The following is a 13,508-nucleotide window of genomic DNA, read 5'->3' as shown; positions in this document are numbered from 1 at the left end:
GGAGCGGGGGCTAACAGATCGTGGCAAATCCTTATATGGATTTCCATACTTGCGAATGGCCGGAAGGAATGCGCTGCTCGCCGGCTAGCCCGCCGGAGAACGATTTCGTGTATACCGTTGTGCCCCGGCGACGCTTCTGCGGCACTGGAGGAATTCCTCCAGACGGACGATGGGCTAAAGCCGGTTGAGAGCGTGTGGCGCTATTTTTGCCGAAATCCCATGCATTGTTTATTCAAATCGCATAGGTAAAAAGTTCACGTATTTGACTAAATGTGGCGAATTGCGGATTTAATTTGCGCAAAGAAGCGTTTGCCCTCATTGCAGGCATTGCGCTTTACAGATAAGGGACCGGGAAAAGGAAGAGGTCTGGGCCGACGAGCGAACCAGATGGTTGCGTCGTCATCGAAAGCCGCGGGCGGCCGCCAACGCTTCAGCGCAGCGCCTGCCCGCCCGAAAAGTCGCTAACGATTCACGGCGCGGCGGAGATCACTTCCGCGACGGTGGCCGTCAACTTCTTCGCATACGGCACGTGTAGAAATTCGTTCGGGCCGTGTGCATTCGACTTCGGCCCGAGCACGCCGCACACCATGAACTGCGACTGCGGGAAGCCTTCCTTCAACACGTTCATCAACGGAATCGTGCCGCCCTGCCCGATGTACGCGCAGTCCGCGCCATAGTGCTGCTGCGACGCGCAGTTGAGCGCCGAAGCGAGCCACGGTGCGAGATCAGGCGCGCTCCATCCGGTCGCCGCGCCCTGATCCGGTTTGAACGTGACCTTCGCGTTGTACGGCGGATCGAATTCGAGCAGCGCCTTCAGTTCAGCAACGGCGTTCGCCGCGTCGATCAAGGGCGGAAGGCGCAGCGACAACTTGAACGCCGTGCGCGGACGCAGGACATTGCCTGCATCGGCGAGCGACGGCAGGCCGGATGCACCGGTCACCGCGAGCGACGGACGCCACGTGGAATTGAGCAGCGCTTCCTGCGGATCGGTCGTGGTGGGCAACACCTGACGGCCATCCTGGCCGCACGCCCACGGAATCTTTTTCCAGACGTCGTCGCCGAGAATCTGGGCCGTGGCTTCCGCTTCGCGCAGACGCTCAGCCGGAATCGCGCAATGAAATCCCTTCGGCAGCAGATGGCCGCTCGATGCATCTTCGAGCCGCTCGAACAACTGGCGCATGATGCGAAAGCTGGACGGCGTGATGCCGCCGTAGCCGCCCGAGTGAATGCCTTCGTCGAGCACCTGAACTTCCAGATCGCCCGCGACGAGACCACGCAGTGACGTGGTGAGCCACAACTGGTCGTAATTGCCCGCGCCCGAATCGAGGCAGACCACGAGGCCCACCTTGCCGAGCCGTTCACGCAGCGCGTCGACATACGGCAGCAGATCGTAGCTGCCCGACTCCTCGCAGGTTTCGATGATGCCGACGCAACGCGGACGTTCGACGCCCTGCGCGTCGAGCGCCGCAAGCGCGGTGAGGCTTGCGTAGATCGCGTAGCCATCGTCAGCGCCGCCGCGACCGTAGAGCTTGCCGTCTTCGAACCTGGGCGTCCACGGGCCGAGGCCGTTGCGCCAGCCGTCGAATTCCGGCTGCTTGTCGAGGTGACCGTACAGCACGATGGTCTCGGTGCTACCCGAACGCGTGGCGGCCGTTTCGAAGAAGATCACCGGCGTGCGGCCCGGCAGGCGCACGATTTCGAGCTTGAGGCCGCGCACCGGCTGCTGTTCGGCCCATTGCGCGGCGTCGGTCACGACGCGCTCGATGTAGCCGTTCTTGACCCAGTCGGGATCGAACGCCGGGCTTTTGGCCGGCACTGCGATGTAGTCGGTCAGCGCCGGTACGATCTCGTCGTTCCACTTGCGGTCGACGAATTCCCGGAGCGCGTCGTGATTGACCTGTTGCGCCTGTTGAGTGGTGTCGTCAGAAATCATGAGGGCAGTCCCGCGCGTGCAAAGTCTCAATGATAGTCCTCGCGCGGCGATCACGAAACGTTTCATAAAGCACTTCATGCGTTCGACGGAACCGCTGCACAATGACGATGTTCGCGCGACAATGACTCGATACGTCACGCTTCCGGGAGCTGCTTCATGGGAATCAGCCTGATCGTTCAGATCATCGGGGCCGCCGTCGCGCTCGCGGTTTATTTCCTGCCGGCGATTCTCGCGGACCGCCGCAAGCGCCATGATCTGCTCGTCATTGCGCTCTTCAATGCCGTGCTTGGATGGACGGTGTTCGGCTGGTTGCTCGCGCTTTACTGGGCGCTTCAGCCGAATCCGCCGGCCAACGTCGCGGGCGAGGTGGTCGCGACACGGCGTATCGTGACCATGCGCGGTTTCTCGAAGAATCTGATCGAACGCGTGCAGATGCGCGCTTCGCGCACCTCGACGCGCGACCGGTCGACGAAGTAGCCACGCAGCACTGACCGGAGAGGCCCGATGCAGGTGACACCGTTCCTGATTGCGATCCCCGATACGCAGGTCATGGCGCTCAGCGCACGGCTGCAGCATACGCGCTGGCCCGATCACTACGACGGCGCGCCGTGGGCGCTCGGTGTCGATCCTGCGTACGTGCGCGAACTCGCGCATCACTGGGCGAACGGTTACGACTGGCGTACCGCCGAGCAGCGCCTGAACCGCGAGCCGCAGTTTGTCTCACAGGTCGGCGGGCTGAATATCCACTACGTGCATCGGCGTGGCGTCGGACCGAGACCGTATCCGCTCGTTATCACGCACGGCTGGCCGGGGTCGTTCATCGAATTCATGGAACTGCTGCCGCATCTGTGCGATCCGGCATCGGTCGGCGCGGACCCGGCCGATGCGTTCGACATCGTGGTGCCCTCGCTGCCCGGCTTTGGCTTTTCGGAGCGACCCGTGAAGCCCGGCACGTCCGCGTTCGCGACTGCGGATCTATGGGCCGAACTGATGCACGGACTCGGCTACGAGCGCTTCGGTGCGCAGGGCGGCGATCTCGGCGCGGCTGTGTCGATCGCGCTCGCGTACCGGCATCCGCAGCACGTCGACGGCATCCATCTGAATTATTTGCCGAGTTCGTATGAGCCACCGCTCACCGCCGACGATCCCCCCATCACCCCGCGTGAACAGACTTTTCTCGATGCAAAAGCGATGTGGGCCGCGCTCGAAGGCGGCTACGCGCATGTGCACAGTACGAAGCCACAGACACTTGCCACGTCGTTGAACGACTCGCCTGCGGGGCTTGCTGCATGGATCATCGAAAAATTTCGCGCGTGGAGCGACTGCAATGGCGACATCGAAAGCGTGTTTTCGAAAGACGAACTGCTGACGAATCTCTCGCTCTACTGGTATACGCAGACGATCGCGTCATCGATGCGTTTTTACTGGGAGATGCGATTGAAGCCGCTTCGTTTTGCACATGGCGAGCGGGTGCGTCCGCCGCTTGGCTTCGCGCGCTTTCCGAAGGAAATCAGCCGGCCGCCGCAATCGTGGATCGAACGCGTGTTCGATCTCACGCAATGGGCCGACATGCCGCGCGGCGGGCACTTCGCCGCGATGGAGCAACCTGCGTTGCTGGCTGAGGAAATCCGCCGGTTTTTCAGGCCGCTACGGCGTTGAGTCGGGCTGAACGCCGGCCTGTCTGCGCGCGTTTTTACGCAAAACGCTGGCGCATGGAATAATGGCTGGGTCCGCGCAACTGGCGCTGCAAGATGGAGACACCATCGGGGAACGCGGACCGTGGGTTTTTCATGACGTGTTTCCGCACGCGTTTTCCTCACGTTTTTGCCGCGCGCCTGGGCATTGCCTGATCGTTGTGGATCACTCCGCGCTATCGACTAATTTTTACGGAGCCATGCAATGCCGCATCTTTCCAGTCTGTTGACTTTCGGACTTGTCTCGCTCGGGATGGCGCTTACGCCTGGCCCGAACATGCTCTATCTGATCTCGCGCTCGATCTGCCAGGGCCGCACGGCCGGCCTGATTTCACTTGGCGGCGTGGCGCTGGGCTTCGTGTTTTATATGCTGTCCGCGGCGCTGGGTATTACCGCGCTGCTGCTCGCTGTGCCCTTCGCATACGACGCGCTGCGTTTCGGCGGCGCGCTGTATCTGCTGTGGCTCGCATGGCAGGCCGTGAAGCCGGGCGGACGCTCGCCGTTTCAGGTCCGCGACCTGCCCGCCGACAGCCCGCGCAAACTCTTCGCGATGGGCTTCGTCACGAATCTGCTGAATCCGAAGATCGCGGTGCTGTATCTGTCGCTGCTGCCGCAGTTTATCGATCCGCAGCACGGCAGTGTGTTCGTGCAATCGCTGACGCTCGGCGTCGTGCAGATCGCGATGAGCCTCACCATCAACGCAATCGCCGCCGTGATGGCGGGATCGATCGCGATGTTTCTCGCGCAGCGTCCGACCTGGATGGTCATTCAGCGCTGGCTGATGGGAACAGTGCTCGCCGGGCTTGCGGTCAGGATGGCGACCGAGGCGCGTCGATAGCGCGAAGGCTTAGCGTCCGTAACCGAATCGCGCGAACTGCTGCAGTTGTACGGAGCCTGCCGGAATGGAGCGCGGCTCCGGCCGCACGCGGTCGAAAGCGAATACGTCCTGGCGCAATTCGCCCTGCTCGTCGAACCACTGGCAGACGAGCCAGTCCCCTTCCGCCAGCGCGACGGGACCGACATGCGTCACGGTCATGCGCGGGCCGCCTGACTTCAGGGTCACCACATCGCCGACGCGGTGCGAGTCGGGTTGCGGCGTATCAGTAGTGTCGAGGGTAGCGCTCAGCATAAGTATCCCCGGTGCGAAAACATCGATTGCGTCCAGCTGTCGGTGCTGTTCTGCGTGAAGCGGCAGCGAACTATACGTCGCTGTTTGCGACTCGACGCCGCGCGATGGCGAACGCCGGTCAAGCAGCAGCAGAATCGACAGTCTGGTCTTGAACGTCAATCTGGCTGAATCGGTGAAACGGATGAAACGGTCGAAGCGGAATTGCCGTGGCCATTACCCTGGCCTTATGCGACTTTGAACGTGAACCGTGATTTACGCACTGTCGTTCACAAAACCAGCCTTCGTCTTCAATCCCGATCACCGGATTGATGTTAGATTTTAAAATGCCTGCCAAGATTAACAATCGAATTTTTTTCAGGCAAGCATTTTTTCGGTAAACGCGCTTTATTACTTTCGGGAACACTTTGAAACACGCGGGTCCGCATGCGCGGCGTGCCATGCCGGTCAGTGACGCACTGCCGCATATCCCTTACTGACAGGCGCTTGCAGCCATTCGACCGGATGCACAGATTGCGTGCTCATCGGCGCGACTTGCCCCTCGATGGCGCAACAATTTCCGGGCCGGCTTTTTATGACTAATAAAATCGCTATTATGTCCTTCGCGAAGCAAGGGGTTAAACCATCCTTGAACACCAGGTGCATATATGGATTTTTTCAAACCATTAAATATTCACATGAAATCCATAAAATGTTTTCCGCATTGCAATAAATAACCCTGGCGATTTTGACATCCGTGTGTCAATCGCTCAATCAGCGCCATTCAGCGCTTTAGCCAGGGTTGATTGCAATGCGGGATAGCCCGGATCAGGCGGGCCGAGCCGCCATCCGCTGATGCCGGACCAGCAGCACGCTCAAACCAATACACACGAACAGCAGCGCGGTCGTAATGCCGATACAGACCTGGAACGCGTGCGCATACGCTTCTTGGGTCGTTTGCTGGCCAAGTACCCCGAAAAAAGCCCCGCTGATCGCAGCCGTGCCGAACGCGGCGCCGATCTGCAACGTCGATGAAACCACGCCCGAGGCCAGCCCGGCCTTTTCCGATATGACTTCCGCCAGCACGATGCGCATCAGCGATGGCAGCACGAGCCCGTGCCCGATCCCGGCGCACACGAGGCTCACATAGAAGATCGGCTCCGGTACCGCGCTCTGGCCGGCCGCCCACGTCGTCACCGAAAAGCCCACTGCCAGCATCGCAAAACCGAGCGTCAGCACATGGCTGCCGATCCGCCGGACGATCGCCGGTGAGAAAAACGGTCCGACGATAAAGCCGGTCGCGAACGGCATGATCGCGATGCCGGAGGCGAGCGGCGTCCAGTGCAGCCCCGTTTGCAGATAGATGCCGTACGTCAGAAAGAACGCGCTTTCACAATAGAACAGGAACGCGAGCACGAGACCGGTCGCAAAGGCCGGATTGCCGAACAGCTTCAGGTCGACGAGCGGATGGCCGCCCGCGCGGTCGATCCGCCTTTCCGTGACGATGAAGAGCGCCAGCACCGGCACGCTGAGCGCGAACATGACGAAGGTCCACGCGGGCCAGCCGGCTTCGCGGCCATGCGTCATCGGATAGATGATCAGCATCAGCAGGAGCGACAGCAGCCCGACGCCCTTCAGGTCGACGCCCGTGCGCACGGCGGGCTGGCTTTCGGGGACAAACTTCCAGGTGCCGAAAAACGCCAGAATGCCGACCGGAATGTTGATCAGGAAGATGATCCGCCAGTCGAGCCCGAACGGGTGGTACGTGATCAGCGCGCCGCCGCCGAGCTGCCCGACGATCGACGACAGTCCGAACACGAAGCCGTAAAAGCTCACGACTTTCGTCTGCCGATGCGCCGGTACGACCGCGCGGATCGTCGCGAGCACCTGCGGCGCCATCACGGCAGCCGCGATGCCTTGCACGATGCGCGAAATCACGAGCATATGGCCGCTCGTCGCGAAGCCGCACAGCGCCGACGCCAGCACGAACGCCGCCATGCCGCCCATGAACATGCGCTTGCGGCCGAACAGATCGCCGAGCCGACCGCCCGTGATCAGCAGCACCGCGTACGCCGAAGCGTAAGCCGATACGATCAGTTGCAACTGCGCATCGGTTGCGTTCAGTCCGCTGTGAATCGAGGGCAGCGCAAGGTTGACGATGAAGTAGTCAAGCGGCGCGAGGAATGCACCGATGAACAGCACGGCGAGCGCGAGCCCCTGTCGCTCGAAGCGCGGCGGCGAGGCGGCAACGGGCGAGCCCATCGCGCCAACACCCGCGGTGCATACCGCAGCGCCGGATGCAGAAGACCCTATACGTTCATGTTTCATGACCGATCGTTCAATAATTAGCGAAAAAAAATCAGACCAGGGCGCGCATGGCCAGATCGACGATGGATGTCAGTTGCTGTTCGTCACGCGGTGTTTTGCCGAGCACGCGTAGCCCCTGCGTAATACACAACAGGAATTCGCCCACGGCTTTTTCGTCGAGCGTGGGGTTGAAGACGCCGCTTGCCTGACCGCGGATCACCGCCGCCGAGAGCAGCGTGATCGTGCGACGCTGGATGGATTCGATACGTTCGCGCAATGCGACATCGTCTGGAGACATTTCGAGCGTCGCATTCGTGATGAAGCAGGTGCGCTGCGCATTCAGCGCCGACGCGGCGCGCACGTGATGCAGCAAGGCATTGCGCAGCGCCTCTTCTGGCGGAATGTTGGCGTTCAGACGTTCGGCGAGCCGTGCAATCGATCCATCCGCGTAGTGGTCGAGCGCGGCCAGCAGCAGACCGTGCTTGTCGCCGAATACGCCGTAGAGGCTTCCTCGCAGCACGCCGGTGGCCTTGCAGAGATCGTCGACCGAGGTGGCGTGATAGCCGTGATTCCAGAAAACCTGGCCAGCACTGGCAAGCACCGCCTGCGTATCGAACTCACGCGGCCGGCCGCGGCAGCCGGTGGCGGCCGGTTTTCTGGGGATATCAGGTTTGTCCATCGACCCTATATTATGACTATGCGTTCAAGAATTCAAGACTACTTTTCGCACAATCCGGTGGATGCCCTGTCCCTGCACAATAGAAGCCAAAAAACGCGCAATAGCTGCGATTGAAAATGGCTTTACGCTTGCGCCGGCAGTCGTACACGCCATCCAGGCTCACAACGCTGCCCCGCAGATCGAGCCCTACCGCCCGGGCGATGCGCGTGAGCCGCGGCAGCGCTTCGCGCAACAGCGGCGATTCATTGCGATTGCCCGGGGCCGACACGAACGGCGCGATCACGTTGCAGTTGCGGTCGCACAGGACAACGACCTTGCAGCCCTTGACCTTCTTGTGGCCGCTGAAGCCGAGGTTGTCGCCTCCCTTCTTCGCGGCGCTCGTAGTGCCATCGCCATGGATGATGCGCGTGTCCAGGCGATCGTCGCAATGAAGTTGGGACACCGAACTCTCGAAAATGGCATCAAAGCATCCGTCCGCTTCCCAGCGCCGGAAGGCTCGATAGATGCGCGTGTAATGGATCTCGGGGCGGCCGTGCCGATCCTTCCCGATGGGCAGCTCCTTCCATTGGCAGCCGAGATAGAGCTCCTTCAGGATGTAGTTGAAGATTGTGTGCGCGCTGAGCTTTCGCGCCGGGCCGCGACGTCCCTTGCTCAGATGCGGCCAGACAAATTGCCCGAACTCCTCGACACTCAATCTCGTTGGAATCTCTTGCCACGATTGGCTTTGGGCCCTTTCGACCTTCAAAGCATGGGGATTCTAGCCGATTCGAGCGAGGCGGCCGGAACCCATGCCCCCTGGCGCTTTCAGCCGATTCAGCCGGCTGGAAAAAACCCGCAACCAGTTGCAGGGATTTCGTACACGTTCAGAACGATATTCCAGGCCGCGCCATCGGTGCCTCGTTCTCGACGGCGATCATGACTACGCTTTGACGCGCTTTCGAGCTGGGCGCGTCACCACTGGCTTCTGAAACTGCGCGCATTGCTGAATCACGCTCTGGAGATGATCCGGACCCGCCGTGATGGCGCCAAGTAGCGTCATCACGACGAAGTCGATCAACTTTGGTATCGCCACTTTCGTGTCCGCGCGCGGCGCGCGGTTCGCCAGGATCAGCGTGGCGAGACCATGCTCCATACTCCACGCGGCATGGGTCACAAGCTTGAGATCGGAGTGGGCCCAACCACTCTCGATAGCCAGCGTCTCGATCGTCTCGGAAAACAACCCAAAAGACCTGTTACTTTCCTCGGCGAGTTCTGGATACGCCTGATGCGCCACGATGCGAGGCCCGATCATCAGACTGAACAGCCCATTGTGGCGTTGCGCGAACTCAACGTACACCCGCATCATCCTGTACGCTTTGGCAAGCGCCGTATCCTCGCTGTCACGGATCGCAACGCGTAGCGCAGCGAGGTCACGATAACCGCTTGCAGCGATCGTGGCCAGTAGTTCGTCGATACCCGCAAAATGTCGCGAGGGCGCGGCTTCTGATACGCCCACCATGCGCGCGAGGTACCGCAGGCTCAAGTCTTGTGCCGATACCTCCATGAGCGCGCTGCGCCCCGCTTCGATGAGCGCGTTGCGCAGATTGCCGTGGTGGTAATCCGCATTCTTCGCGATAGATGGCTTGGGACTCACGTGACCTTCGTTCGAGGAGCAAAACAAGGAAATGATTATAAATTCTGCGCAAAAAGGCACGCAATATCGCGGATCACGCGCTAAACAAGCGTGTGTCGCCATACGCATTCTAGCGGCTCAGTTGCGCGGCTGGGCGTCGGGATACATCGCATGCCTGGCCGCTCAGAGGCGCGCAGTGCCCGGAGCGGCTTTTCGGTGCACACGGGCACTTGCCATGAGCACTTTCTGCACCCACATCGGCATCGACTAATCACGTTGCGCTTTGAACCGATATATCGCCAACGCGCGATCGCTTCCTGACAATGCGCTGCACGCCGAACAGAAGTACAACGACGCCAAGTGCCTGGACACAGGCCACCATGATGAATCCACTCGCATAAGTTCCCGTTGCGTCGCGAACATACCCGATCAGAAAGGGCGTAACGAAGCCAGCGACGTTGGCGACGGAACTGATTAACGGCACGCCAACCATCAGCGACTTACCGCTGAGCAGGCCGACAGACATCTGCCAGAAGAGCGTTATACCCGCCCCCGTTCCCGCGAAGCCAAGAACAAGCAGGAAGAAAGTCGCGGTGGCACTACTGTGCCAGACAAAGACGAGCGCCGAGAGGCTTACCGCGGTGAAGACCGACGCCAGCGCACAGAAGAGCCGGCGGCGATGCGGGGCGCCCCCGATGCTGCAGATGAGCACATTGCCCAATGCTCCCAGAATACAGGCACCCGCAACTGCGCGGCCAATCTCCTTGTACCCGCCGAATCCCGCCTCGCGAAGTATCGTCGGGGAGAAGAAAAACAGTGCCGCCGTGGCGGCAAGGAGGCAGAAGTAGGCGGCGCTCAGGATCCAGACAGCGGGGTTGAGTAACAGGGGACGCTCGTCTACGTCGATGTCATCTATCGTTTCGGCATTCTTCCTGAGATCGTCCTCGATGAGCATACGCTGTCGCGCCGAAAGCCACTTCGCGCCGCCGGGCAGATCCGGAAGTATCACGAACGCGACGCACGCCAACACGATCGTAGGGATAGCCTGAGTGAAGAACATCCATCGCCAGCCCTGAAAGCCGGCCAGTCCGTTTATGTGCTCGAGCACGAATCCCCCTGTCAAGCCAATCGCGACCGTCGAGAAGAGCGACCCTGAGTGGAAAATGCTGAAATTGCGGGTACGCCTTTTCCCCGGGAACCACGCATTGAAGTACAACACAACGCCTGGGTAGAAGCCGGCCTCGAACACACCGAGCAGGAACCTCAACGCATAGAACGTCGGTGCGCTGTTGATGAACGTCATCGCAACACTCGTGATGCCCCAGCCGCCGGCGACACCGGCAAGCACCGCGCGTGCACCGAACTTCTTTTGCAACATGGTCGCAGGCACGCCGAACAGCACATAGCCGACGAAGAAAAGCCCGGCGCCCAATCCATATACCGTTTCGCTGAATCGCAGATCCACGACCATCTGCAACTTCGCAAAAGCAACGTTCGAACGACTGACCCACGCCAGCATCCATAAGCCAAACAGTATCGGCAATATCCTCCATTGCGCCGCAGCGTAGGCCTTCCGCAACAGGTCGTTGTCATCTGATGATGACCCGTCTACACAGGCTTGCTTCACCACTTCCATTCGGTTCTCCGACGTGTTGTGTTGATACCGGTAATACGAGGCGGACTGCAGCTATCAAAGGTCGCCGGTCACTTCCGCGACACGGTCTCGGGAACCGCCCCTTCCGTGGACGAATGCAGCAGCGCAAACAGTTCGCGTCGCAATGCCGACGAGGACGTCCGTCCCAACGCCATCCATGCATTCAAGGTGTTCTGCCGCAGTGCGTCGTCTTCGGGCGAATGCAGCTCAATTGCATCCGCGTCGAGCAATCGATGCACATCAAGAACCGCATCGCCGATACGCACACCCATTCGCGGCATAAGGTTTGCCTCTGTACGCAATACGCCGAGGGAAAGGTTCGCGCTTGCACACGGGCTACAGCCCGTTAGCGCACCGCAACACGTAGTTGCGTTTAGTCGGACCGTGCTTCCGCAAGAGCAGCGGCGTCGATCTCCTTCACGGACGGTGGCGGGCCGCCGACCAGAATGCCCGCGTCAATCGCGTTGCGAATCTCGCCTTCCGACAAGCCCGCGCCGCGAAACACCTGCTCGTTGTGTTCGCCGCGAAACGCCGGCTCGCTGCGCATTCCAAGCTCATCATCGGAAAAGCGCCATGGATAGCCGTGGATGAGATACGAGCCGCCGCGGCGATCCGGGATCTCGTGCACCGCACCCCACTGCTTCGCCCAATCGGTCTCGGCCAGTTCCTTCAGCGTACGGATCTGGCCGATCGCGATCTTGGCCTCGTCGAGCTGCGCATCGAGCGTCCTGAGATCGCGGAACGAGAGCATCCACGTCTGGATCACCGCATGCAATGTCTTGTAGTTCTGCAGGCGGCGCTCGGCGGTACTAAAGCGCGGGTCCTGCGCAAGGTCCATACGGCGCATGGCGCGCAAGTAATTCAGAAACGTGTTGCTGCCGATGATGCTTTGCGCCGCCACGAACTCTTCGCCGCCGGGGCCAACGAAATGCGGGCCATCGGATGCGCCGAGGATGCCCGGCTCGGCGCCCGTATCGATACCCGCGAGATCGAGGTGGGCGCGTTCGTTGATCGACATCATCACGGCAGCCATCGCGACGTCGATGTATTGCCCGCGTCCGGTTACTTCACGTTTGCGCACCGCCGCGAGCACGGCGATCGTCGCTTGCAGGCCCGCATAGACGTCCGCGTGCGACAGCGGATCGGTCCACTTGCGGCCGTCGCCCGCGCTGTCGAAATGGCGCAGCGTGTTGTGCGTAAATCCCGCTTCGGCCTGCACGGTCGGCGCGTAGGCCATGCGCGACGCCCAGGGGCCGCGCTGGCCGTAGCCGGTGATCGACACGTAGACCAGCTTTGGATTGCGCCGGGAGAGCGTGTCGTAGTCGAGTCCGAACCCCTTGAGCGTGCCGGCGCGAAAATTCTCGACGATGATGTCCGCTTCGTCGCACAGGCGCAGCACAAGCTCGCGTGCGCGCGGCGCGTTCAGATCGATGCTGACGTTGCGCTTGCCGCTATTTTGCTGCGCGTAGTAGCCCGACATGCCGTCGCGGTTCGGGAACGCAGCACGCGACACATCGGGCCGCGGCGGCTCGATCTTGATGACGTCGGCGCCGAGATCGGCCAGCGTCCGGGCGCACAGCGGACCGGCCAGCACCCGCGAAAAATCGACGACCTTGAGTCCTTCGAGTGGTCCGGCCATGTCAATTCCCTTCGAAGGTGGCGGTACCTGGGCCGGTGGTATCGAAGGCCTCCAGTCCACGCTTGAGATCCTGCGACGCCCAGATCGGCTTTTGCAGTTCGAACATCGCTTCGTCGGCGGCAGCGACACCCTCGTTGACCGCGACCCGTACGAGCTGCTTGGTTGCGGCATGGGCGATGGTCGGGCCGGCCGCCAGTTCCTGCGCAACGGACAGCGCGACTTCATCGAGTTTGTCGTCGGGCACAACGAGATTGATCAGGCCCCAGCGTTCGAGCGTCGCTGCGTCGTAACGGCGGCCGAGCATCGCGAGCTCCTTCGCGCGCGCCGGGCCGGCCCGCATCACCTGACGCTGGATGCCACCGAGCAGCGGATTCAAGCCGAGCGCGACCTCGACTGATCCGATTTTGGCCGATTCGGCGACCACGCTGAAGTCGCAGGCGAGCGCCACTTCGAAGCCACCGCCAAGGCATGTACCGTTCACCGCGGCAACGATCGGGATCGGTAGTGTCTCGAAGCCGCGAAGCACTTCAAGCGGATCCATCAGCCCCTTGCCTTGCCTGGCAATGCGATCCGGAAAAAGCGACACTTCGGCACCGGCCGAGAAGTGCCGCAGACCGCTGCGCAGCAGGATCGCGCGCGAGCCGCGTTTCACCGCCTCGTCGAATTCATCGAGTAGCGCGCGATACAGCGTCGGGCCCATCAGGTTATGTGGGCGACGGTTCATCGTGAGAACCGTCACATGACCTTTGAGTCCTTTGAGAACAATTGCTTCGTCCATTCTTGCTCCATTTCGTCAGGTTCAAGTGTTTAACGATCTACATGTTAACAACAATAACATTTGAGTGACGTATTGATACCAGCGTTTTCCCTGGCTGCAAAAAGTAA

At 61.0% G+C, this 13,508-nt stretch carries 12 protein-coding genes, 1 pseudogene and 1 riboswitch; of the genes and pseudogenes, 3 read left to right on the top strand and 10 right to left on the bottom strand.

Annotated features, from left to right (window positions below; all coding sequences use genetic code 11):
* Positions 1 to 469: 469 nt before the first annotated feature.
* On the bottom strand, positions 470 to 1,933 hold the full coding sequence (locus P3T16_RS20060) for a M20 family metallopeptidase (protein ID WP_429343573.1): 1,464 nt from the start codon (positions 1,931 to 1,933) through the stop codon (positions 470 to 472).
* A 156-nt stretch (positions 1,934 to 2,089) separates the two neighbouring features.
* Here P3T16_RS20060 and P3T16_RS20055 point away from each other — a divergent pair, with 156 nt between their 5' ends.
* The 3 genes from P3T16_RS20055 (at position 2,090) to P3T16_RS20045 (ending at position 4,465) form a co-directional block, all read left to right on the top strand.
* On the top strand, positions 2,090 to 2,410 hold the full coding sequence (locus tag P3T16_RS20055) for a superinfection immunity protein (protein ID WP_429255721.1): 321 nt from the start codon (positions 2,090 to 2,092) through the stop codon (positions 2,408 to 2,410).
* Between the two features lie 27 nt (positions 2,411 to 2,437).
* Complete coding sequence (locus P3T16_RS20050; protein ID WP_429343572.1) at positions 2,438 to 3,592, top strand: epoxide hydrolase family protein; 1,155 nt, start codon at positions 2,438 to 2,440, stop codon at positions 3,590 to 3,592.
* A 65-nt stretch (positions 3,593 to 3,657) separates the two neighbouring features.
* A riboswitch (ZMP/ZTP riboswitch) is annotated at positions 3,658 to 3,781 on the top strand.
* Positions 3,782 to 3,832: 51 nt separating this feature from the next.
* Positions 3,833 to 4,465: a LysE family translocator gene (locus P3T16_RS20045; RefSeq protein ID WP_429255723.1), complete on the top strand. Its 633-nt coding sequence runs from the start codon at positions 3,833 to 3,835 to the stop codon at positions 4,463 to 4,465.
* Positions 4,466 to 4,474: 9 nt separating this feature from the next.
* On the opposite strand, the gene P3T16_RS20040 is transcribed toward P3T16_RS20045, so the two are convergent.
* The 9 genes and pseudogenes from P3T16_RS20040 to P3T16_RS20000 form a co-directional block, all read right to left on the bottom strand.
* Positions 4,475 to 4,756 carry a YodC family protein gene (locus tag P3T16_RS20040; protein WP_429255724.1) on the bottom strand — a complete coding sequence of 94 codons (282 nt, stop codon included), beginning with the start codon at positions 4,754 to 4,756 and terminating at the stop codon, positions 4,475 to 4,477.
* Between the two features lie 804 nt (positions 4,757 to 5,560).
* Positions 5,561 to 7,060 (bottom strand): MFS transporter, encoded by a 1,500-nt coding sequence (locus P3T16_RS20035; RefSeq protein ID WP_429343571.1) that lies wholly within the window; start codon positions 7,058 to 7,060, stop codon positions 5,561 to 5,563.
* A 31-nt stretch (positions 7,061 to 7,091) separates the two neighbouring features.
* On the bottom strand, positions 7,092 to 7,718 hold the full coding sequence (locus P3T16_RS20030; RefSeq protein WP_429343570.1) for a TetR/AcrR family transcriptional regulator: 627 nt from the start codon (positions 7,716 to 7,718) through the stop codon (positions 7,092 to 7,094).
* A 16-nt stretch (positions 7,719 to 7,734) separates the two neighbouring features.
* Positions 7,735 to 8,412: a transposase gene (locus P3T16_RS20025; protein ID WP_429343569.1), complete on the bottom strand. Its 678-nt coding sequence runs from the start codon at positions 8,410 to 8,412 to the stop codon at positions 7,735 to 7,737.
* 225 nt (positions 8,413 to 8,637) lie between these two features.
* Complete coding sequence (locus P3T16_RS20020) at positions 8,638 to 9,351, bottom strand: TetR/AcrR family transcriptional regulator (protein WP_429255729.1); 714 nt, start codon at positions 9,349 to 9,351, stop codon at positions 8,638 to 8,640.
* Positions 9,352 to 9,601: 250 nt separating this feature from the next.
* Entirely contained in the window at positions 9,602 to 10,966 is a 1,365-nt protein-coding gene (locus P3T16_RS20015; RefSeq protein WP_429343568.1) for an MFS transporter, read from the bottom strand.
* A 68-nt stretch (positions 10,967 to 11,034) separates the two neighbouring features.
* Positions 11,035 to 11,292 (bottom strand): annotated as a pseudogene (locus tag P3T16_RS20010) (hypothetical protein); the annotation flags it as partial.
* A 65-nt stretch (positions 11,293 to 11,357) separates the two neighbouring features.
* Positions 11,358 to 12,623, bottom strand: a complete 1,266-nt coding sequence (locus P3T16_RS20005) for a CaiB/BaiF CoA transferase family protein (RefSeq protein ID WP_429343567.1) — start codon at positions 12,621 to 12,623, stop codon at positions 11,358 to 11,360.
* 1 nt (position 12,624) lies between these two features.
* Positions 12,625 to 13,401 carry an enoyl-CoA hydratase/isomerase family protein gene (locus tag P3T16_RS20000; RefSeq protein WP_429343566.1) on the bottom strand — a complete coding sequence of 259 codons (777 nt, stop codon included), beginning with the start codon at positions 13,399 to 13,401 and terminating at the stop codon, positions 12,625 to 12,627.
* Between the last annotated feature and the right edge of the window lie 107 nt (positions 13,402 to 13,508).

The sequence above is a fragment of the Paraburkholderia sp. GAS42 genome (assembly GCF_050436565.1).
Classification (GTDB): Bacteria; Pseudomonadota; Gammaproteobacteria; order Burkholderiales; family Burkholderiaceae; genus Paraburkholderia.
This window is presented reverse-complemented; position numbering and strand designations above follow the sequence as displayed.